General features: G+C 67.5%; 17 protein-coding genes and 1 riboswitch. Of the genes, 14 read left to right on the top strand and 3 right to left on the bottom strand.

Annotated elements, in window-relative coordinates; genetic code table 11:
* Positions 1-4 precede the first annotated feature (4 nt).
* Positions 5-117, top strand: a riboswitch (SAM riboswitch).
* A 32-nt stretch (positions 118-149) separates the two neighbouring features.
* The 3 genes from metX to FB459_RS07835 all read left to right on the top strand — a co-directional run bounded on the left by metX (position 150) and on the right by FB459_RS07835 (position 3,705).
* Positions 150-1,394 (top strand): homoserine O-acetyltransferase MetX, encoded by a 1,245-nt coding sequence (metX, locus tag FB459_RS07825; RefSeq protein WP_170221774.1) that lies wholly within the window; start codon positions 150-152, stop codon positions 1,392-1,394.
* 33 nt (positions 1,395-1,427) lie between these two features.
* Positions 1,428-1,793 (top strand): universal stress protein, encoded by a 366-nt coding sequence (locus tag FB459_RS07830; protein ID WP_129624082.1) that lies wholly within the window; start codon positions 1,428-1,430, stop codon positions 1,791-1,793.
* 214 nt (positions 1,794-2,007) lie between these two features.
* Positions 2,008-3,705 carry an RNA polymerase sigma factor gene (locus tag FB459_RS07835; RefSeq protein WP_141928056.1) on the top strand — a complete coding sequence of 566 codons (1,698 nt, stop codon included), beginning with the start codon at positions 2,008-2,010 and terminating at the stop codon, positions 3,703-3,705.
* 75 nt (positions 3,706-3,780) lie between these two features.
* Here the strand turns inward: FB459_RS07835 and FB459_RS07840 are convergent, their stop codons facing one another.
* Genes FB459_RS07840 through FB459_RS07850 form a run of 3 tightly spaced genes read right to left on the bottom strand, consistent with a single transcriptional unit; the run spans position 3,781 to position 8,297 of the window.
* Entirely contained in the window at positions 3,781-6,042 is a 2,262-nt protein-coding gene (locus tag FB459_RS07840; RefSeq protein WP_141928057.1) for a transglutaminase TgpA family protein, read from the bottom strand.
* Entirely contained in the window at positions 6,039-7,274 is a 1,236-nt protein-coding gene (locus FB459_RS07845; protein WP_141928058.1) for a DUF58 domain-containing protein, read from the bottom strand. Before FB459_RS07845 ends, FB459_RS07840 begins: the two co-directional genes overlap by 4 nt.
* Positions 7,275-7,313: 39 nt before the next feature.
* On the bottom strand, positions 7,314-8,297 hold the full coding sequence (locus FB459_RS07850) for an AAA family ATPase (protein ID WP_141929464.1): 984 nt from the start codon (positions 8,295-8,297) through the stop codon (positions 7,314-7,316).
* 430 nt (positions 8,298-8,727) lie between these two features.
* Here FB459_RS07850 and mraZ point away from each other — a divergent pair, with 430 nt between their 5' ends.
* From mraZ to ftsZ, 11 genes are all read left to right on the top strand, one after another.
* Entirely contained in the window at positions 8,728-9,162 is a 435-nt protein-coding gene (mraZ, locus tag FB459_RS07855; protein WP_141929465.1) for a division/cell wall cluster transcriptional repressor MraZ, read from the top strand.
* Positions 9,163-9,342: 180 nt separating this feature from the next.
* On the top strand, positions 9,343-10,335 hold the full coding sequence (gene rsmH, locus FB459_RS07860) for a 16S rRNA (cytosine(1402)-N(4))-methyltransferase RsmH (RefSeq protein WP_246092369.1): 993 nt from the start codon (positions 9,343-9,345) through the stop codon (positions 10,333-10,335).
* On the top strand, positions 10,332-11,057 hold the full coding sequence (ftsL, locus tag FB459_RS07865; RefSeq protein WP_141928059.1) for a cell division protein FtsL: 726 nt from the start codon (positions 10,332-10,334) through the stop codon (positions 11,055-11,057). Before rsmH ends, ftsL begins: the two co-directional genes overlap by 4 nt.
* 343 nt (positions 11,058-11,400) lie before the next feature.
* Positions 11,401-13,167: a peptidoglycan D,D-transpeptidase FtsI family protein gene (locus FB459_RS07870; protein ID WP_246092370.1), complete on the top strand. Its 1,767-nt coding sequence runs from the start codon at positions 11,401-11,403 to the stop codon at positions 13,165-13,167.
* Positions 13,164-14,558 (top strand): UDP-N-acetylmuramoyl-tripeptide--D-alanyl-D-alanine ligase, encoded by a 1,395-nt coding sequence (locus FB459_RS07875; protein WP_141928060.1) that lies wholly within the window; start codon positions 13,164-13,166, stop codon positions 14,556-14,558. The genes FB459_RS07870 and FB459_RS07875 overlap by 4 nt, the downstream gene beginning before the upstream one ends.
* Complete coding sequence (gene mraY / locus FB459_RS07880) at positions 14,555-15,631, top strand: phospho-N-acetylmuramoyl-pentapeptide-transferase (protein WP_141928061.1); 1,077 nt, start codon at positions 14,555-14,557, stop codon at positions 15,629-15,631. Before FB459_RS07875 ends, mraY begins: the two co-directional genes overlap by 4 nt.
* The gene (murD, locus tag FB459_RS07885) at positions 15,628-17,133 is read left to right on the top strand and encodes a UDP-N-acetylmuramoyl-L-alanine--D-glutamate ligase (RefSeq protein WP_141928062.1); all 1,506 of its coding nucleotides are present in this window, start codon (positions 15,628-15,630) and stop codon (positions 17,131-17,133) included. Before mraY ends, murD begins: the two co-directional genes overlap by 4 nt.
* 3 nt (positions 17,134-17,136) lie before the next feature.
* Complete coding sequence (gene ftsW / locus FB459_RS07890; RefSeq protein ID WP_141928063.1) at positions 17,137-18,378, top strand: putative lipid II flippase FtsW; 1,242 nt, start codon at positions 17,137-17,139, stop codon at positions 18,376-18,378.
* Positions 18,379-18,382: 4 nt separating this feature from the next.
* Complete coding sequence (gene murG / locus FB459_RS07895; protein ID WP_141928064.1) at positions 18,383-19,483, top strand: undecaprenyldiphospho-muramoylpentapeptide beta-N-acetylglucosaminyltransferase; 1,101 nt, start codon at positions 18,383-18,385, stop codon at positions 19,481-19,483.
* A complete protein-coding gene (murC, locus tag FB459_RS07900; RefSeq protein ID WP_141928065.1) occupies positions 19,480-20,928 on the top strand; it encodes a UDP-N-acetylmuramate--L-alanine ligase in 1,449 nt (482 codons plus the stop codon). The genes murG and murC overlap by 4 nt, the downstream gene beginning before the upstream one ends.
* 116 nt (positions 20,929-21,044) lie before the next feature.
* Complete coding sequence (gene ftsZ, locus FB459_RS07905; RefSeq protein ID WP_141928066.1) at positions 21,045-22,451, top strand: cell division protein FtsZ; 1,407 nt, start codon at positions 21,045-21,047, stop codon at positions 22,449-22,451.
* Position 22,452: the final 1 nt, after the last annotated feature.

The raw sequence follows: 22,452 nt of genomic DNA on the forward strand, positions 1-22,452 counted from the left end.
CTCCCGTCAAGAGTCCCAGCGTCAAGCCCCGGCTTGCTGGGCGGCAACCCTCCACCGCGTGGGGTGCCCCGGGTGAGGACAAGGTCCCGACCGTTCGGTCGGCGACAAGCGCGGGGCTGCATGAGCCCCCGGTTCCGCTGGGAGAGGCGATGAGCAGCAGTCACCACACGGGCACGCCGTCGACGTCGGTTTCGGCCCGGCACAACCACGCCCGTTCGACGCTCATGACCCCGGCTGCCCCAGGGTTGCGACCGAAGACTCCTGCGCAGAGTGCAGCGATCGAGAACGACCCGTACGACAATCCTGCGCTGCGTCGCTTCGATGCCGGGGCCTTCACGCTCGAATCCGGACGCACGATCGACGATGTCTTGGTCGGCTACCAGACCTGGGGCACCCTCTCGGAGATGGCCGACAACGCGATCCTGGTCGAGCATGCCCTCACCGGTGACGCGCACGTCGTCGGTGCGACGGGTCCGGGTCAACCCAGCGGCGGATGGTGGCCCGGCCTCATCGGGCCGGGTGCTCCGCTGGACACCGACCGCTTCTTCATCGTGGCCTCGAACGTGCTCGGGGGATGCCGTGGCACCACCGGCCCGAGCAGCCCGGCCCCGGACGGGCGCCCATGGGGATCACGCTTCCCGCAGATCACCATCCGCGACCAAGTGCTGGTCGAGGCCGCCCTCGCCGATCACCTCGGCATCGAACGCTGGCAACTGGTGCTCGGCGGCTCAATGGGCGGCATGCGTGCGCTGGAATGGCTGGGCAGCTTCCCGCAGCGTTGCGACAGCGTGCTCGCGATCGCGACGACCGGTTGTGCGACGGCCGACCAGATCGCCTGGGGACAAGCACAGGAACTCGCGATCAGCTCCGACCCCGACTACTGCGCCGGTGACTACTACCCCGGCCCCGGGCCACGTGCGGGCCTCGGTCTGGCTCGTCGCATCGCGCACACGACCTATCGCAGCGCCGACGAACTCGAGCAGCGGTTCGGTGTAAAGCCGCAGAGCACTGAGGACCCGCTCGGTGACGGACGCTTCGCCGTCGAGAGCTACCTGGACCACCAGGCCGGCAAACTCGTCCGTCGGTTCGACGCCGGAAGCTACCTACATCTGACCCGTGCGATGGCGACTCACGACATCGGACGCGGTCGTGGGGGTGTCGCAGCCGTCGTCGCGGCCTACCCCGGACGCCTTCACGTGGCCGCCGTCGACTCCGACCGTCTCTTCCCTCCACATCTGTCGCACGAATTGGCAGCGGCCGCCGGCGTACGCACCTCGCTGATCCGGTCCGTGTGCGGTCATGACGGCTTCCTGGTCGAGACCGACCAGATCGAAGCGATCGTCACCGACGCTCTGCCTGCGGGGTCGGCCGGCTCCACCCCCCGGGTGGGGTAGCGTCGCCGACGACGAAGGAGAAGGGGAGAGTTGATGAGGATCGTGGTGGCATTCCTGGCCACGCCCGAGGGAGAGGCGGCGTTCGCCGCAGCCGCCGCTCAGGGGCGAGCCCAAGGGCTCGAGGTGAGCGTCGTGCCGCTCGACCGAACCGCCGAGCCGCGGGCGCAGGCGCTCGCGGACGCGTCCGGCGCGGCGTCGGTCACCGTCACGCCCGCGCTCGGGGGCCAAGACCTCGTCGAGTCCTTCCTGGCGACTGCACGCGATCTGGACGCGAGTCTGATCGTGATCGGGCTGCGGCGCCGCACGACCGTCGGCAAGCTGATCCTCGGCACGAACGCGCAACGCATCATGCTGGACGCACCGGTTCCGGTGCTCACGGTCAAGCCCGACACCGCCTGAAGACTCGGTCCTACTGCGTTCGGGAACGCCCCGGGATTGGGCCGCGGGCAGCGCGTCGTTTTATAATGTCTACAAGTACGCGCCCCGCTTCGGGCCCGACCCGAAGAGTGAACCGCGAATGCTTGAAATCCCCATCGGTGAACCGCCACTCGGCGGTGTGTCGTTATGCCCTCGTGCCATCGGCACAGCCCCGCAACGGAATGGAAGGTAGTCAGTGACTTCCGCGTCGAAAACCGCTGAGACCAAACAGCTTCCGGCTGAATTCTCCCACCCGGCCCTGCAGCAACTGCTCGAGAAGGGTGCCGCGACCGGATCGGTCGACGGCGACGACGTGAAGGCGGCGCTGGAAGAAGCATCGCTGGAGCCGAAGCGGATGAAGGCGGTGCTGAAGGAGCTCGACCGTCAGGGCATCACCGTCGAGGTCCCCGAGATCGTCCCCGTCAAGAAGACAGCCGCGCGCAAGACTGCTGCGAAGAAGGCTCCGGCGAAGAAGACCGCGGCCAAGACCACCACCGCCAAGACCGCTGCGGCGCAGGACGATTCGGCCGACGACACAGCGGTTGCGAAGGCTCCGGCGAAGAAGACCGCTGCCAAGAGCGCGGTGAAGAAGACCACCGCGAAGGCGCCGGCCAAGAAGACCGCCGCCAAGAGCGCGGCGCCGGACGAGGTCGCAGAGGCTGTCCCGGCGAAGAAGGCTGCCGCCAAGGGCGCTGCGAAGAAGTCCACGGCCAAGAAGACCGCGGTGAAGAAGGGCGACGTCGACGAGGTCGAGCTCGAAGAGGTCGAGATCGAGGATGTCGACCTGGAGCTCGGCGACGAAGCGAAGATCGACCCGAAGACCGTCGTCAACTCCGAAAAGGACGAGGCCAAGGACGACGACGCCGAGGAGTCCACCGCGGAGTCCACCGAGGAGACGAAGGCCGAGGAGACAGAGACCGGCGGATTCGTCATCCGCCAGGACGACGAGGACGACGCCCCCGCGCAGCAGGTCGTCACCGCCGGTGCCACCGCCGACCCGGTGAAGGACTACCTGAAGCAGATCGGAAAGGTCGCCCTGCTCAACGCCGAGCAGGAGGTCGAGCTCGCCAAGCGCATCGAGGCCGGTCTGTTCGCGGAGGAGAAGCTCAACTCCGGCGAGAAGATGGACATGACCATCAAGCGTGAGCTGTGGTGGATCGCCCAGGACGGTAAGAAGGCCAAGAACCACCTGCTCGAGGCCAACCTGCGACTGGTCGTCTCGCTCGCCAAGAGGTACACCGGCCGCGGCATGCTCTTCCTCGACCTGATCCAGGAGGGCAACCTCGGTCTGATCCGTGCGGTCGAGAAGTTCGACTACACCAAGGGTTACAAGTTCTCGACCTACGCCACGTGGTGGATCCGTCAGGCGATCACCCGAGCGATGGCCGACCAGGCGCGCACCATCCGTATCCCCGTGCACATGGTCGAGGTCATCAACAAGCTGGCTCGCGTGCAGCGTCAGATGCTGCAGGACCTCGGACGCGAACCCACTCCGGAGGAGCTTGCCAAGGAGCTCGACATGACCCCGGAGAAGGTCGTGGAGGTGCAGAAGTACGGTCGCGAGCCGATCTCGCTGCACACTCCGCTCGGCGAGGACGGCGACAGCGAGTTCGGTGACCTCATCGAGGACTCCGAGGCGGTCGTCCCGGCTGATGCAGTGAGCTTCACGCTGCTGCAGGAACAACTGCACTCGGTGCTGGACACCTTGTCCGAGCGTGAGGCCGGCGTGGTGGCGATGCGCTTCGGTCTGACCGACGGTCAGCCGAAAACCCTGGACGAGATCGGCAAGGTCTACGGCGTGACGCGTGAGCGGATCCGCCAGATCGAGTCCAAGACGATGAGCAAGCTGCGCCACCCCTCGCGTTCCCAGGTGCTGCGCGACTACCTGGACTGATCCGGTTCGAACAACAGGAAAGGGCCCCCGGCGACGGGGGCCCTTTCTGCGTGCGTGGGTGGGGCGCCGCTGACGTCAGTCCTTGCGCCAGGGCATCACCTTGCGCAGGAACCACCGGCGTCCGGTGCGCGGAGCGAAGCGGTGGACCAACTTGTGGCGGAAGCCTGCGTTGCGGCGGACGGCCTCGATGACGGCGGCGGTGTCGGTGCGGACGTCCAGATCGTCGTCCGCACGTCCGTATCGGGCCTTCTCCAAGGTGCGCGTCGCACGGTCGAGGGCCTGCGAGGACTCGCTGCCCAGGGCACCTGCTCGCCGGTAGTGCTGAAGTTGGGCACGGGGTGAGACATCGGGTGGGTGGGGGACGCCGAGGTCGTCCAGGTCGTCGCGGAAGGTGAGCCAGTCGGCCTCCACCTGTTCACGCAGGTCGTTGGTGCGTCGCCGCCTTTCGGCTTCGCGTCGAGCGGCCATCGGCAGGAACGAACCCAGCAGACCGAGGAACAGTGCTACGAGCACCAGCCAACCGAGGTACTTGAAAGCGGTGCCGAACCAGGACGGAGTGTCCGAGTCGGTGCCGCCGCCGCTGTCGGTGGCGGACGACGTCTGGGCGGGAGCGGTGGACACGTCGGCCGAGGTGGTCGGTGTCGTCTGCTCCGGCCGCTCGGTACGGCTCGGCCCGCTGGTCTGCGGCACGGCGTAGTCGGGAACGCTTGCGGCGCGGCTGCCCGGAGTCGGCTCGAACCGCGTCCAGCCCAGACCGGGGAAGTACAACTCGGGCCAGGCGTGGGCGTCGGACTGGATGACGGTGTACTGGTCGGCGCTCAGCGAGGGGCTGCCGCCGAGGAATCCGATGGCCATCCGTGCAGGAATCTGCTCCAGTCGAGCGAGCATGATCATCGCGGTGGCGAACTGGACGCAGTAGCCCTGCTTGGTGAGCAGGAAGTTGGTGATCGGGTCGGCGGTCTGGTCGTTCACCGTGCGCCGAGTCGGGGCCAGCGTGAGGGAGTAGGTGAAACCGCCGCCGGAGCGCAGGTAGTCCTGGATAGCGACCGCTCGCTCGAACGGGTTGTCACCGCCCCCGATGCGTGACAGCGTGCGCCGCAGCTCCGGCAGCGCTCGGGGATCGATGGCCAGGTCGCGCTCGAACCCCTCCGGGGTGGACCTGGAGGTCGGACGAGCCGACGGTCCGAGCAGTGCATATTTCACCGAGTACTGCGACACGCTGCGTTGCGGGCTGATGACCGATGTCGTGGGGTCGTACTGCCAGGAGGCACCCCCGAGGTCGACGCTGAGCGTCGGGGTCGGGGTCGCGAGAAGGCCTGCGGTGAGAGTGCTGGACTCGACCCGGATCGACTGCTCGACGTAGCCCGCATCGGGTCGCAGTCCGGCCGGTTGGATCCGCGCGTTGTCCGAGCCGCCTTGCTGATCTGCCGGGTCCGTCTGGCTCCACTGCCCGTCGTTGTAGGCCGATGAGGTGAACACCCGCAGGGGTCCGGGCGTCGGGTCCTGAGTGCTGTAGGTGATCACCGGTGTGCGGTCGTTGCTCACCAGACTCCGACTGACGTCGAGGGTGTTCGACAGTCCGACCGAGCCGGTGCCGCCGGTGCGCCGGCCGAGTCCTTCGCCGAGGTAACGCTGGTCGGTCGACGGCAGCACGTGCGGCACCACCAGTGCGCCGATCAACGCCAGCAAACCCACCGTCCGCGCGACCGACGCGAAACCGCCCAGTCCCAGCCGATCGCCGAGCAGAGTGGGAGCAGTGGCGCGGGCCGTCGTGTTGGACCAGCGCTGGACGTTTCCTCGGGCAGTAAGGCCGACCATCAACAGCCAGCCCGTCGCCGCAGCGAGGAAGTATTGCGGCGCGAGGCCGTCCGTCGTGTTCGCCGCACTGATCAGGTAGATGCTCATGATCGGCAGGCCTGCAACAGCCGGGGCAGCCAGACCGACGGCAAGGACATCGGTGAGCACGGCCAGCATCGCGATCAGACCGACGATCGCGAACCGCAGCCCCTCGGTTTCCGGCGCGGGAGCCGCATACTTGCGGATGGTGCCGTCTGCCTCGGTGATCAGGGCCTGGACCGTCTCGACGGTGGGCTCGCCGGAACCGCGGACATACAGGAACCACAACGCTGCCGCGACCACCACGAACTGCACCCAGACCACCGCGAACTCCGGGATGGACACTGCGCGAGCAAGGACCGCGCACCCGAGCGCCAGTGCGACGACGAGCACGGCATCCCATACCCAGTCGCTGCCGCGGACGAGGGTCGTGATCGGCCACGCCGCGATCAGTGCGGTTACGCCGGCCAGCAGCGTCAGTGGGGCTTGACGGAACCTCACAACGCACCCACCCGAACCAGCGAACGCCTGGTGATGGTGGTCCACGCCTGCTCGATCGTCATGTCGGCGGGTACATCGACGACGCGCCAGCCGTAGTCGGCGAGGCCGACCGTCCGCTGCGGCGAAGGACCGCCGAAGGACGCGGTGTCGAGGCGAAGGGCGAGGGCGGACGCGCCCGGCTGACGCAGCGATCCCAGATCGTTCAGCAGTCCGGCGAGGTCGTCGGCGACGGCAGCGACCACGACAGCTCCGGTGCCTGCCACATCGTGAGCGCCCTTGAGGACGAAGGCGAAGTTCGTGTCGTCGCCGCCGAGGGCGGCACGCGCCAGCCAGAGTTGGACCACTGTCGGTGGCAGATCGCTCAGGTGTACTCCCGCAGCAACTGTCTCCTTGCTCACCAGGTGCACCAGATAACCGAGTTCGTGCATTCGGGCCGCGATGGAGGCCAGCGCGCTGACCGCCCACTCGAAGGATGAATGCTCGCCGTGTCCGGCGTGCGCGCTGGAACGCGAGTCGAGCAACAGGACGCAGGACCGCCTCGCCGGGCGGTCGAGCTGCCGGACCATCAGCTCTCCGCGGTGCGCCGTGGCGGGCCAGTGCACCTTACGCAGATCGTCGCCGTCCTGGTAGTTGCGCAGACTGACGTCCTCCTCGCCGTGCAGCGCGATCATCGCGGGGGTGGTTCCTTCCTGCCCCGAACCGGCGCCGGGCGGATGGCTGGCACCCAGCGCCACGATGCGGGGGAGCACCAGCAACCGGTCGACCGCCTGGACGGTGACGTGTCGTTCGGTCATCCCGAACGGGTCGCGGATGCTGACGTGCACCGGACCCACGTCGTGCTCACCGCGGACCCGGGGTTGAACGGTGTACTCCACCACCCGGGATTCGCCGGCTGCCATGCCGGGCAGGACGAATCGGGGTGAATCACCGAGGGTGTAGTCGAGGGTCTCCTGAGCCAGGCCGTAGCGGGACCGGCGTCGGTCGGTGTTGGTGAAGGTGAGGGTGATCGCACACCGGGATCCGGCGGTGACGACATCAGGCTGCAGTCGCCGGGCCACCTCGACGCGGCGGTCCCGCCGCCGCGACAGCCACCAGGTCGCAACGACCAGGGCGAGCAGAAGGCCACCCAGACGCACGACGTCCAGGAAACCGAGCACGACGCCTCCGACCAGGAGGGTGAGCCCCGCGGACAGGAACGACCGCCCGCGGGTGGTCAGTCGTGCCTTCTTCATCTGGTGCTCACCTTGTACTCAGGATGCCGAACGTGCGATTCAGCGGGCGGAAGCCGCGGGCACCGGCACCCGCTGCAGGAGTTGCTCCAGCACCTCGCCTGCACCATGCCGCAGGTGCTGCTGGTCGGCGCTCAGGATCACCCGGTGTGCCAGAACCGGGAGGGCGACCCGTTGGACATCCTCGGGGATGACGTGGTCGCGGCGATCGAGTGCAGCGTTGGCCCGCGCCGCACGCAGCAGACCGAGAGCGGCACGCGGCGAGGCGCCGAGGCGAAGCGCGGAGGTCGAGCGGGTGGCTGTCACGATGTCGACGACGTACTGGCGCAGGGCGGGGCTCGCGTAGACCTGGGCGACGCGGGCGATCGCTGCCGCGACGGACGTCGCATCGGTGACCGGGCGCAGCCGCGCCAGCGGACTGCCCGCACCGTGCGAGTCGAGCATGGCCAGTTCGGCGGCGGCGGTCGGGTAACCCATCGAGATACGGGCCATGAACCGGTCGCGCTGCGCTTCGGGCAACGGGTAGGTCCCCTCCATCTCGATCGGGTTCTGGGTGGCCATCACCATGAACGGGCGCGACAACTCGTAGGTCGTGCCGTCGACGGTGACCTGTGCCTCTTCCATGCACTCCAGGAGCGCGGACTGGGTCTTGGGCGAGGCCCGGTTGATCTCGTCGCCGACCACGAGGTTGGCGAACACCGCTCCCGGACGAAATTCGAACGTGCGGGCATCCTGGTTGAAGACACTGACACCGGTGATGTCACTGGGCAACAGGTCCGGCGTGAACTGGATCCGTCGCATCGTGCCGTCGATCGACCGGGCGAGCGTCTTGGCGAGCATCGTCTTGCCGACGCCCGGGACATCCTCGATCAACAGGTGACCTTCGGCGAGCAGCACGATGATCGCGGTGCGCACGGCGTCCGACTTGCCCTCGATGACCGAGGACACCGCCTCGTGAATGCGTGCGGCGAGGTCGTGCACCTCGTCCAGTGACAGCTGCGGATCAGGGTCGCTCTCGCCTCGCATCCGGTGACTGTCCTCGGTCTTGGCCAGTTGCGACGCATCCTGCATGGGTAGATCCTGCCCGACCACGGCCCCGGATCCCATCACCGGTTGGCCACGACTTGCTCGGCTCACTCATCCTCCACTTTGCTCCACAGTCCGTCGGGTCCGGCGCTGAAGGACGAAATCAGGCGTCACCCGACCCGACGATCGCCCGGGTTTGCGGTGGTTCAACGTGCAGCTGTCCCATTTTTCGCCCGTTGTCGCGTGGATGGATCGACGAGGTGGCCGAAAATCCCTCCACCACGGACCAGTGGCTCTGACCTGGGAAAACACTCGAAAAGAGTCCGAATTCGATCCCTTTGAGGGCGACAGGTGGGGTCTGGTGGAGTAAAGTGGAGCAAACAGGAGCACTGCGGAGTCGATCGGGCGGGAAGGGGCGGTGACGATGACTTTGTTTCTCGGTACCCATCAGCCCCGACTGGATGACAAGGGCCGCATGTTCCTGCCCGCCAAGTTCCGCGAGAAGCTCGCTTCCGGGCTGGTCATCACCCGTGGTCAGGAGCGCTGCCTGTACGTCTTCGCGATGGCCGATTTCGAAAAGCTCGCCGCAGAAATGAGCCGCACCCCGGTCACCAACAAGGCGGCCCGCAATTTCCAGCGTGTGCTGCTGTCGGCCGCCTCGGACGAGATCCCCGACAAGCAGGGGCGCATCACGATCCCCGCGATCCTTCGGGAATACGCCGGTCTCACCAAGGAGTGCACGGTGATCGGCGCCGGCAACCGGGTCGAGTTGTGGGCCACCGAGGCGTGGAACGAACTGCTGGCCAGCACCGAGGACGAGTTCGCCGACCAGGCACAGGAGGTGATTCCTGGCGGTCTGTTCTGACCTCTTCTGACCTGTGGCCTCCATCCGCTGACGCGTGCGCGTCGACATCACTTCCCCGGTGCCGACGACATGCAGCGGCTGGGGACCGGAGATCAGAAAGCGGCAACCCGCAGGAATCACCACCACAACATTTATCGCCCACCACCGACAACACACCGCAGACGAGCGAAAGGCGAAGCGATGATCGACAACCGGACAGTGGCCGACCGCCACGTTCCGGTCATGCGCGACCGCATCATCGAGCTGCTGCGTCCGGCACTGGTCACGGGGGAGTCAGGTCGCCGTCCGGTGTACCTCGACGGAACGCTCGGCATGGGTGGTCACACCGAGGCGATCCTCAAGGCCTGTCCGGACGCAGTCGCGTACGGCGTCGACCGCGACACGGACGCGCTGCGTCTGGCGGGGGAGCGGTTGGCACAGTTCGGGGACCGGTTCATTCCGGTGCATGCTCGCTACGACGACGCGATCGAGGAACTGGCCGAACTCGACGTCCATCGCGTTGACGCGGCCTTGTTCGACCTGGGTGTCAGTTCCCTGCAGCTCGATGAGACCGAGCGCGGTTTCTCCTACAGCCGGGACGCCGCCTTGGACATGCGGATGGATCAGACCCAGGGGATGACCGCCGCCGATGTCATCGCCGAGTACGACGAGGGCGACCTTCGGCGCATCCTGCGGGAGTACGGCGAGGAACGGTTCGCCGGCAAGGTCGCCAAGGCGATCGTGCGCCGCCGTGAGCAGTCGCCGATCCGCACCTCCGACGAACTCATGCAGGTGCTGCGGGACGCCATCCCGGCGGCCTCGCAACGCACCGGCGGGCACCCCGGGAAGCGGACCTTCCAGGCCCTGCGCATCGAGGTGAACGCCGAACTGCTCAGCTGGCAGGCCGCCTTGCCCGCGGCGATCGATGCGCTCGCGATCGGGGGACGCATCGCGGTGCTGTCCTACCACTCGCTCGAGGACCGCATCACCAAGCACGAACTGCAGGCCGGCGCGCGTTCGACCGCCCCCGCCGGTCTGCCGGTCGAACTGCCCGAACACAAGCCCTACCTGAAACTCCTCACCCGTGGCGCCGAGCAACCCGGCGACGCCGAGGTGAACACGAACCCGCGCGCGGCGTCCGCCCGTCTGCGCGTAGCTGAACGAATCCGTGCCACGAAGGGAACCAAGCGATGAGCCAGGCCACCGCCCGCCCGTTGACGGTCCGCCGCGCCCCGCGGGGAGCCAACCCGACCGCCACCCGTGCGCGGCTCAAGCTCGTCCAGCCGGCGACGCACACGAGCGAGGGGGGCGTCGGTTTCGTCATCCTCTGCGCGACGCTGCTGGTCGGCGGCCTGCTCACCGTGCTCCTGCTCAACACTGCACGAGCCCAGCAGCAGTACACGATCGGTGACCTGCAGAATGCCTCGTCCCGGTTGTTGGCCAAGGACCAGGAACTGGGCACACAACTCACCTACGCCCGCGCTCCGCAGCAGGTCGCGCTCAAGGCGCAGGAGTTCGGGATGGTGCCGGCCGGGAAGATTCGGTACGTGCGCGCCTCCGATCACCGACTCGTCGGCGTGGCGGAAGGCAGCGCTGCGACCGCCCCGTTTACCGTGAGCACGTTGCCCAGGACACCGGCCACCCCGATCGCCGAACTCGCCGTGAACTCGGCGGGCAAGGCAGGACTGGTGGAGAAGCCGAAGCCCAAGGCAGCGCCGGAGGCAAAGAAGCCGGCGCCGCCCGCAGCTTCGACCAAACCGTCGGACAAGGCGAACGCGACACCTAGCACCAAGCCCAGCACCAAGCCCAGCACCAAGCCGCAGAACAGCCCGAAGTCCACGGGTGGCACGGCCACCAAGCCCGCCCCCCAGAAGAACGAGAAGACGACGTCGCCCACGCCGACGTCCGCGAGGTGAGCCAGTGACGCAGTCCCGTCGACCGGGTTCGCGATCCAGCACGTCATCCAGCACGTCATCCAGCACGTCATCGTCCACGCGCAGGTCCTCGAACCCGCGCACGGCAGGTCGCCCGACCCGGCCGCCGCGACCGGCGGGCAGGACTTCCGGGAACTCCTCACGTCCCTCGCCCACGATCGACCTGGCGGCCGCACGCGCCGGTCGTCGCAGCAGTGGTTCCACCGCTCGTCCGCGCACCGGATCGAGCGCCGCTCCCCGTCCGCAGACCGGTGGCTCCGGCCGCTCCAGGCCGCGTCTTCCGGTCCAGCTCGGTCTGGGACACCCGCGTCGTCGCGCTCGCGCGTTGCTGGTCGCGTTCGCGATGATCTTCACCGTGTTCGCCGCTCAGTTGCTGCGGGTTCAGGGTCTCGACGCAGCCTCGGTGTCGCAGCAGGCTTTCTCCGAACGCGCCAATCGGGTGACGATTCCCGCCATGCGCGGCGAGGTGGTGGATGCCGACGGCATCACGCTGGCCAGGTCTGTCGAACGACGCAACATCACCGCCGACCCGTTGGCCGCTTCGACCTGGGTCAAGCGTGACCGGCAGCCTGACGGCAGCGTGAAGAAGACGAAGATGGGACTCAAGGGCGCCGCGGAGGCGATCGCGGCGATCGTCGGTGCCGATCCCGCAGCCCTCAGCTCCTCCTTGCAGCGTGCCGAGACGCAGAATCGGCGTTTCCTGTACCTGGTCAAGGACGTCTCGCCGCAGCAGTGGACGCAGGTCAGCGATCTGCGCATCCCCGGCATCTTCAGCGAACGAACGGTCAAGCGCGAGTACCCGCAGGGCACATCGGTCGCGCCGCTCATCGGGTGGGTGGGAGCCGACGGCAGCCCCGGCGGTGGCATCGAGGCGATGCAGAACCGCCGACTCAACGGCAAGCCGGGCACGCATGTGTACGAACGCGCGGCCGACGGCACCGTGATCGCGACCGCCGACAATTCCGACACGCCTGCCGTCGACGGCAAGCCGGTGCAACTCACGATCAACAACGACCTGCAGTGGACGGCGCAGAACCTCATCGCCGCACAGGTGAAGAGCACCAAGTCGCTGTCGGGTGAGGCTGTCGTGACCGACGTCAAGGGCAACATCGTCGCGGCCGCCAGTTATCCCAGCTTCGACAACAACCAGATCGCCTCGGCCAAGGGTTCACTGCTGTCGCGCCCCTTCGCCGACGCCTACGAGCCGGGTTCGACCAGCAAGGTGATCACGATGGCTGCTGCGCTCGAAGAAGGCAAGGTGACCCCGCAGTCGGTGTTCACCGTGCCCTACCAGTTGGAGCGTGCCGACCAGAAGTTCAAGGACTCCCATCCGCACCCCACCGAGAAGTACACGACGGCGGGGATCCTTGCCGACTCCTCCAACACCGGCACGATCCAGGTCGGGGAGAAGTTGTCGCCGCAGGTGCTGCGGGGCTACATGAACAAGTTCGGTCTCGGCGTTCCGACCGGAGTCCGATTCCCCGGAGAGAGTTCCGGGTATGTTCCGCCGGTCGACAAGTGGAAGGGTCCCACGCGGTACACCGTGATGTTCGGTCAGGGCGTCAGCGGTAACTCCATGCAGCAGGTCTCGGTGTTCCAGACGATCGCGAACGGCGGCGTCCGCGAGCCGCTCAAGCTGGTGAAGGGTGTCGGCGATGGATCCGGTGGCTACACCGCTGCGCAGGACGACCGGGTCGCTGTTCAGGTCGTGTCGCCGAAGGTCGCCGGTGAAGTCAGCCGGATGCTGCAGTCCGTCGTCGGCGAGGGGGGCACCGCGCCGAAGGCGGCAGTTCCGGGGTACAACGTCGCGGGCAAGACCGGTACCGCGGAGCGGTACGACGAGAAGACCCGCCGCTACGCCGGTTACACGGCCTCGTTCATCGGGTTCGCGCCGGCGGAGAAGCCGCAGTACATCGTGTCGGTGACCCTGCAGCGTCCGCAGGCGGTGAGCATCTACGGCGGTGAGATCGCCGCCCCGGTGTTCTCCCAGTTGATGCAGGCCGCGCTGCGTCACGGTCACGTTCCACCCAGCAGTAGCAAGCCGACCCTGTACGACCTGAAGTACGTCCCACCGAAGAGCGAGAAGCAATGATCACAATGACCCTGCGCCAGATCGCCGACGCGGTCGGCGGACGGTTGGAGCCGGCAGACGCAGGCGATGTCCGGGTTGATGGCGCGGTGATCTCCGACTCACGTCTGGCCGAACCGGGAAGCCTGTACGTCGCACGCGTCGGTGAGTTCGCCGATGGCCACGACTTCGCTTCTGCGGCAGCCGAATCGGGCGCGGTCGCGACACTGGGCAGTCGGGCGATCGAGGGCATGCCGACGGTCGTCGTCGACGACGTGCAGACCGCGTTCGGCGTCCTCGCACGAGCTGTCGTCGACCGTGCCGATGACCTGCGGATCGTCGGCATCACCGGCAGCTCGGGCAAGACGTCCACCAAGGACCTTCTCGGTCAGGTGCTGTCACCGCTGGCGGATTCGGTCGTCCCCGAGGGTTCGTTCAACTCCGAGATGGGGGTGCCGCTCACCGTGTGCCGCGTCAGCACCGGTACCCGCTACCTCGTCGCGGAGATGGGCGCCGACGGTGTGGGGCACATCGCCTACCTCACCCGGATCGCGCCGCCGCACGTCGGCATCGTGCTCAATGTCGGACGCGCCCACGTGGGGGAGTTCGGATCGGTGGAGGCGATCGCGCAGACCAAGGGTGAGCTCGTCGAGGCGCTCCCTGCAGACGGTCTGGCCGTCCTGAACGCCGACGACCCGCGCGTCGCCGCGATGAAGAGCCGCAGCATGGCCCCGGTCCTGCTGGTCGGTACCGGTGAGCACGCCGACCTGCGTGCCGTCGACATCGAACTCGACGACAAGTCGCGTGCCTCGTACACACTCGTCGGCGACGGTGAGCCGCGTCGAATCTGGTTGGGACTGTTCGGGGTTCACCACGTCGGCAACTCACTCGCGGTCTACGCGGCCGCCCGCCATCTGGGTGTGGACGCCGACCACATCGTGTCCGTGTTCGAGAACGCCGCCGCGGTCAGCCGCTGGCGGATGGAAGTGCACGAGCTCGGCAACGGCGTCACGATCGTCAACGACGCCTACAACGCCAATCCCGACTCGATGGCTGCGGCCCTGCGCGCGCTGTCCACGATGACGGCCTGCGGTCGCAAGGTCGCGGTGCTGGGTCAGATGCTCGAACTCGGCGAATCATCGGCCGAAGAACACGCCGGCGTGGGACGCAAGGCGGCCGAGTTCGGCGTCGACCTGCTGATCACCGTCGGTGCCGGCGCGGACGCGATCGGCAGCGCCGCGCAGGCCGCAGGGGTGGAGTGCAAACACGTCGACGACGTCGACGCCGCGTTCCGGTTGCTCACCGGTACGTTGAAGCCGGGCGACATCGCCCTGCTGAAATCAAGCCGTGACTGCGGACTGCGCTACCTTGGCGACCGGCTCGTGGACACGGACGGAAAGGGTGCCAGGGCGTGAAGGCCATCTTGATCGGTGCGTTGATCGCACTCGCCACCGGCCTGGTCGGCACCCCGGCGTTCATCAAGTTCCTCGTCCGTAAGGGCTACGGACAGTTCATCCGTGACGACGGTCCCACGACGCACCACACCAAGCGCGGCACGCCCACGATGGGTGGCGCCGTCATCATCGTCGGTTGTGTGCTCGGGTACTTCCTGGCGCACCTGGTGTTGTGGACGGCGCCGACCGTCTCCGGACTGCTGGTGATGTACCTGATCGTCGGCCTCGGCGCGGTCGGGTTCGCCGATGACTGGATCAAGATCAGCAACCAGCGTTCACTCGGGTTGCGGGCCTGGCAGAAGCTGGTCGCGCAGACCTTCGTCGGCGTCTCTTTCGCGCTGTTGGCCCTCAACTTCCCCGACACCGGCGGACGTACTCCGGCCAGTTACAAGGTGTCCTTCGTGCGCGACACCTGGTTCGACCTGGCGTTCGCCGGCACCGGCGTCGGCATGGTGCTGTTCGTGCTCTGGGCGAACCTCATCATCGCGGGCACCTCCAACGGCACCAACCTGACCGACGGTCTCGACGGACTGCTCACCGGCGCGAGCGTGATGGTGTTCGCCGCCTACGTGCTCATCTCGATCTGGCAGTTCAACCAGAACTGCGAAACGATCGGCAGCAACAAGTGTTACGACGTCCGCGACCCGCACGACCTCGCCCTGGTGGCGGCCTGCGTGATGGGTGCCTGCTTCGGATTCCTGTGGTGGAACGCCACCCCCGCGAAGATCTTCATGGGCGACACCGGCTCGCTCGCGCTCGGCGGGGCGCTGGCCGGTCTGGCGATCATGACCCGCACCGAACTGCTCGTCGTGATTCTCGCCGGGCTGTTCGTGCTGGAGACCCTTTCGGTGATCATCCAGGTCGGGTCGTTCAAGTCCCGCGGCAAACGCGTGTTCCGGATGGCGCCGTTGCATCACCACTTCGAAATGGTCGGGTGGAACGAGGTCACGGTCGTGATCCGGTTCTGGATCATCGCCGGGCTCTGCGTGGCACTCGGACTCGGACTGTTCTATGCCGAATGGGTTGCCGGATGACCGGCGACCAGCTCTGGCCGGTCGACCCTTCGTACGAACCCCGCGGGGGCGAGCGTGACCTCACGCATCGCGACGCCGATTGGTCCGGCCTTGACATCGTCGTGATGGGCCTCGGCCTGTCGGGTTACGCCGCTGCCGATGCGCTGCTGGAACGCGGTGCGAAGGTCACGGTCCTGTCGACCGACGAGTCCGGGACCGTGCAGGAGCGGGCCAAGATCCTGGAGATCCTCGGTGCCGAGATCCGCTGGGGAAACGAGCACCAACAACAGGTACCGGCAGGCACTGACCTGGTCGTCACCTCGCCCGGCGTCCGACCGGATCACCCGTTCATGCGGTCCGCCGCAGCGGGCGGCGTCCCCGTCTGGGGCGAGATCGAACTCGCCTGGCGGATGCGACCGCGACAGGGTGCGGCGCCATGGCTGACGATCACCGGTACCAACGGCAAGACCACCGCGGTGACCATGCTCGAACAGATCCTGCGCTCCGCCGGTCTACGGGCCACCGCGGCCGGCAATGTCGGGCTGCCGATCCTCGAAGCAGTTCTGCACCCGCAGCCCTACGAGGTGCTCGCCGTCGAACTGTCGACCTTCCAGTTGCATTGGTCGCGCAGCATCTCCCCGTATGCATCCTGTCTGCTCAACGTCGCTCCCGACCACATCGACTGGCACGGGTCCTTCGAGGAGTACCGCAGGCAGAAAGGCCGCATCTTCGACCGCACCCAGGTCGCGTGCGTCTACAACGTCGACGACCCCACCACCGAGAAGCTCGTGGAGGACGCCGATGTCGTGGAGGGTTGCCGCGCCGTCGGATTCACCCTCAAGACGCCGCACCCCTCGATGCTGGGGGTCGTGGACGATGTGCTCGCTGACCGCGCCTTCGTAGAGGACCGAGCCCACCAGGCCGCCGAACTGTGTCAGCGCAAGGACCTCGGACGCGACGGCAACCCGCCGGCGCCGCACTACGTCTCGGACGCTCTCGCCGCGGCCGCCCTGGCGCGTGCGTATGGCGTTCGACCGCTGGCGGTGCGTGACGGACTACGCGCCTATCAGCCGCAGCCGCACCGGATGGCGAACGTCCTGACCCGTGGTGGCGTGCGCTTCGTCGACGACTCCAAGGCCACCAACCCGCCTGCCGCCGAGGCCGCGATGCGTGCCTTCGATTCGATCGTGTGGGTCGCCGGTGGTCAGCTCAAGGGAGCCGATGTCGATGCCCTTGTGGCCGACAACGCCTCTCGGCTGCGCGCTGCCGTGCTCATCGGCGCCGACCGGGAACAGATCGCGCAGGCAATCAGGCGACACGCACCGGATGTTCCGGTGGTCGTGCTCGATCGCACCGACACTGAGGTCATGGACGAAGCTGTGCGCCGTGCTGCCGACCTGGCACACCCGGGCGACGTCGTCCTGCTCTCGCCGGCTGCGGCGTCGCTCGACATGTTCGCTTCGTACGGTGCCCGCGGCGAAGCCTTCGCCGCCGCTGCACGCACGCTGGCGAACACCGACTGAGCGATGACCGCCCACTCACCGGCTGGCACCGGGCGCGGCGACCTGCGTGCCACGCTGCAGCGGATGGAGTCGCCGACGGCCCCGTACTACCTGCTGCTCGGCGCGACCAGCGGACTGACCGTGCTCGGTCTGATCATGGTGCTGTCCGCCTCGAGCGTCACCTCCTACCAACAGTCCGGCTCCTCGTTCACCGTCTTCAAGAGCCAGGCGATGTTCGCGGTGATCGGTGTGATCGGCGCCGTGGTGGCCGCGCGGATGCCGATGAAGGTCTGGCGGCACCTGGGCTGGCCGACCTTCCTGCTCGCCATGGCGCTGCAACTCCTGGTGTTCAGCCCGTTGGGTGTCAGCGTCATGGGCAATACCAACTGGATCGAGGTCGCCGGTTTCCGGATGCAGCCGTCGGAGTTCGGCAAGATCGCTCTGGTGCTGTTGGCCGCAGGCGTGCTGACGATGAAGCGCAAGCGGCTGGCGGAGTTCAAGCACGTGGTGATCCCGTTGATCTTCCCGTGCGGCCTGGGCTTCATGGCACTGGTGATGGGTGGTCACGACCTCGGCACGACCTTGGTGCTGGCGGCGATCCTCGGTTCGGTGCTCTTCGTCGCCGGAATCAAACTGCGGATCTTCGGCGTCAGCCTCGCCGTCGCCGCTGCGACGGCCACCGTGTTGGTGTGGACCTCCGGCAACCGTATGGGCCGGATCAGCACCTGGCTCGGCGGCTGCTCCGAGGGTGCCCTCCAGGACGGCTGCTGGCAGCCGGTGCACGGCAAGTACGCCCTGGCCGACGGTGGCTGGTGGGGCGTCGGCCTGGGCGCCAGCCGAGAGAAGTGGGGTTGGATGGCCGAGGCCCACAACGACTTCATCTTCGCCATCCTCGGCGAGGAACTCGGCCTGCCCGGCACGTTGACCGTGCTGTGCCTCTACCTGGCCATCGGTTACGCCTGCTACCGCCTGATCTCAACCAGCAAAGACTTCTTCGTCCGCTTGGCGACCACCGGCGTGATGGCGTGGATCCTGGTGCAGGCAACGATCAACATGGCCTCCGTGCTGGGACTGCTGCCGGTCATCGGTGTGCCGTTGCCGCTGGTTTCATCCGGGGGCTCCCAGTTGGTCACCAGCCTGTTCGCGCTCGGCATGGTCATGTCGTTCGCCCGCAACGAACCCGAATGCAAGGCGGCACTCGCCCAACGTCCGAAGCTGGTAGGCCGCACCCGGGCGATCCTGCCCACCGGCCGACGCGGAAGATGATCCCATGACGATCGAACGAGTAGTCCTGGCCGGCGGTGGAACCGCCGGCCATGTGTCGCCCCTGCTGGCCACCGCGGACGCGCTGCGGGCCCGCCACCCACAGGTCGAGATTTCAGTGCTCGGCAGCGAAGGGGGGCTGGAAGAAGACCTCGTGCCCGCGCGCGGCTACGACCTGACCCTCATCCCGAAGGTAGCCTTCCCTCGTCGTCCGAACGGTGCTGCTGTCCGTTTCCCGGGTAGCTTCCGCAAGGCCGTCAAGCGCACCCGCAGTCTGCTCGACGAACGCGACGCCCAGGTGGTCCTCGGTTTCGGCGGACACGTCAGCACGCCGGCCTATCTTGCTGCCCGCGGACGCAGGACGCCCTTCGTCATCCATGAGCAGAACGCCCGTCCGGGCTTGGCCAACAAGCTCGGTGCCCGGATGACGCCGTACGTCGCCACGACCTTCTCCAGCACTCCGTTACCCGGCGCCGAGGTCATCGGACTGCCGCTGCGCCGGGAGATCACCGAACTCGATCGCTCGGCACTGCGAGGTCGGGCTCGTGAGACGTTCGGGCTGGACGCCGAACGGCCGACGCTGTTGGTCACCGGCGGATCGCTGGGTGCCCTCTCGTTGAACGAAGCCGTGTGGGGTGCGCGCGACGCGCTCGCCGAAGCCGGCGTCCAGGTTCTTCACCTCACAGGGCGTGGCAAGGGCTTCGACGCCGCGGAGGCGAAGGCGCCGTACACCGTGCTCGAATATGCCGACCGGATGGACCTGTGTTACGCAGCCGCCGACCTGGTCGTCACCAGGTCCGGTGCGGGAATGGTCTGCGAGACGAGCGCGGTGGGACTGCCGTCGGTGTACGTGCCGTTGCCGATCGGCAACGGTGAGCAGAAGCTGAATGCCGCCGACACCGTCGCCGCCGGGGGAGCGCTGCTCATCGACAACGACGATTTCACCCGCTCGTGGGTCGAAAGCGAACTGGTCGGACTCGTCACGGACGCCGATCGGCTCTCGATCATGAGTGCGGCCATGCGGGCACAGCAGCACGCCGGCGCCGCGGACGCGTTGGTCGACCTCGCCGAGCGTGCGATCGCCGAGTCGGTGGAGGAGAACAGGTGAGCAACGGCGTCAACGAGCGATTCGACTTCAACGCGCCGCTCCCGGCACTCGACGAGGTTCACCGCGTGCATTTCATCGCCGTCGGCGGCTCGGGCATGTCCGGAGTCGCGCGGCTGATGCGTGCTCGCGGGTTGGAGGTCAGCGGCTCGGACAATGCCGAGGTGCCGGTGCTGGACAATCTCGCGGCCGAAGGAATCGGGATCACGATCGGCTACGAGGCCGCCACGGCTGCTGCGTTGCCCGACGGAACGCTGGTCGTGGTGTCGTCCGCGATCAAGGAGGACAACCCCGAACTGTCCGAGGTCCGTCGACGCGGCCTGCCGGTGTTGCACCGTTCGCAGGGTCTGGCATTGGTGCTCGAGACTCGATCCGCGTTGGCCGTCGCAGGGGCGAACGGCAAGACCAGCACGTCCGGTATCGCCACGGCAGCGCTGCGCGACCTCGGGCGTGACCCGTCGTTCGCGATCGGTGCCGAGGTTCTCGGTGTCGGAGCGAATTCAGGAGTCGGAGCAGGGCAAGAGTTCGTCGTCGAGGCCGATGAGAGCGACGGATCGTTCGTCGTCTACCACCCGCGCGTCGCGATCATCACCAGCGTCAAGGACGACCACCTCGACTTCTACGGCACTACCGAGCGGCTGGTCGAGGCGTACCGCGCCTTCGCCCTTACCACGGATCCGGACGGCCTCATCGTGTGCTGTGCAGACGATCCGGGCAGCGCGGATCTTGCTCGCTGGGCCCGGGACCACGGACGCACGGTGCTCACCTACGGCACGCAGGAGGGCGCGGACGTCCGGATCGAGAAGCTCGCGGAGCAGGGCTGGTCGGCCGGCTGCCTTCTGTGGGATATCGCGGGAAACGCGCATAACCTTCAACTCAACGTTCCGGGTTTTCACAACCTTGAGAACGCCGCCGGCGTGGTCGCTGCGTTGGTGTACGGGTTCGGTGTCGACTCGGTTGATGCGGTCGCTTCGGTGGCGGCCTTCCGGGGCACGTCGCGCCGGTGCGAACTCAAGGGTGAGATCGGCGGCATCCGGGTCGTCGACGACTACGCCCACAACCAGGGAAAGCTCGCGGCGGCCGTGCGCACCGGTCGGCATCTGCGTGGCGACGGCCGACTGATCGTCGTCTTCCAGCCGCACCTGTACAGCCGTACTCGCGACCAGGCGATCGGTATGGCCGAGGCGCTCGACGGTGCTGACGTCGTGCTGCTGATGAACATCTACGGGGCTCGCGAGCAGCCGGTCGAGGGTGTGACGAGTGATCTCATCGCCCAGGCCATGCGTCGTCCCTGCACCCGGACGCACTCGGCTCAGGAGACGGTCGACCTCGTCGTCACCACGGCGCGTCCGGGCGACCTCGTCCTCACGGTGGGTGCCGGGGACGTCACCGCACTCGGACCGCAGATCCTGGAGCGTTTGGCCGAGTCAACGTCAAGTCGAACTTGACAGTCGCGGCGGGCCAGGAGAACGCGTAACATGCGGCGCAAGTACCTTGGGTTGCCCGTGGCATGACGTCGCCCAACGACTGAAGACCATAGATCTCGACAGGAAGGCCAACGTTCGTGGCATCTCCGCAGAATTACCTCGCAGTCATCAAGGTCGTCGGCATCGGCGGCGGCGGGGTGAACGCCGTGAACCGGATGATCGAACAGGGGCTCAAGGGCGTCGAGTTCATCGCGATCAACACCGACGCGCAGGCATTGCTCATGTGCGACGCCGACGTGAAACTCGAGGTCGGTCGTGAGCTGACCCGCGGGCTCGGCGCGGGCGCCGACCCCGAGGTCGGTCGCAAGGCCGCCGAGGACCACCAGGAAGAGATCGAAGAGGTCCTCAAGGGTGCCGACATGGTCTTCGTGACCGCAGGCGAAGGTGGTGGCACCGGTACCGGTGGTGCACCGGTCGTCGCGAAGATCGCCAAGAACCTCGGCGCGCTCACCATCGGTGTGGTCACCCGCCCGTTCACCTTCGAAGGACGCCGCCGAGCGGGTCAGGCCGATCTCGGCATCAACGCGCTGCGTGACGAGGTCGACACCCTCATCGTCATCCCGAACGACCGACTGCTGTCGATCAGCGACCGCAACGTATCGATGCTCGACGCCTTCCGCAGCGCCGACCAGGTGTTGCTGTCCGGTGTCCAGGGCATCACCGACCTGATCACGACCCCGGGTCTGATCAACCTCGACTTCGCCGACGTGAAGTCGGTCATGCAGGGCGCGGGCTCCGCGCTGATGGGAATCGGTTCGGCCCGCGGCGAGGACCGTGCGGTCCAGGCCGCCGAGTTCGCGATCTCCAGCCCGCTGCTCGAAGCCAGCATCGACGGCGCGCAGGGCGTGCTGCTGTCGGTCCAGGGTGGTAGCGACCTGGGTCTGTTCGAGATCAACGAGGCGGCACGCCTGGTGCAGGAAGCCGCTCACCCGGAGGCCAACATCATCTTCGGTGCGGTCATCGACGACGCCCTCGGCGACGAGGTGCGCGTCACCGTCATCGCGGCCGGCTTCGACGGGGGTGCTCCTCAGAAGCGCACCGACGACCGTGCGCTCGGTCAGATCCAGGGTTCGCCGCAGCGGCAGGCTCCGGGACAGGTGAGCCAGCAGGGCGGGCAGCAGAACGCGCAGCAGTCGGGCCAGCAGTCGGGCCAGCAGTCGGGCCAGCAGGGCGGTCAGCGGGTGCAGTCGCCGGCCGAGGCGGCCGGCGCGATCCCGGCGGGCCAGCAGTCCGGCGGCGCGCAGCAGGGCGGGCAGCGTCCCCAGTTCGGCCAGGGTGGCCAGCAGGGTCAGCAGGGCGGAGCCAACTCGGGCCAGCAGCGTGACGGTCAGCAGTCGGGTCAGCAGGGTGGAGGGCAGGGCCCGGATGGTCAGGGTCGCCAGCAGCCCGGTCACGTCCAGCAGTCCTCGACCTCGCGTCCGCCGCGTGAGGTGACGTTCGACGACGGTGACGACGACCTGGACGTTCCCGACTTCCTGAAGTGAT

This window comes from Yimella lutea, assembly GCF_006715095.1.
Lineage (GTDB): Bacteria > Actinomycetota > Actinomycetes > Actinomycetales > Dermatophilaceae > Yimella > Yimella lutea.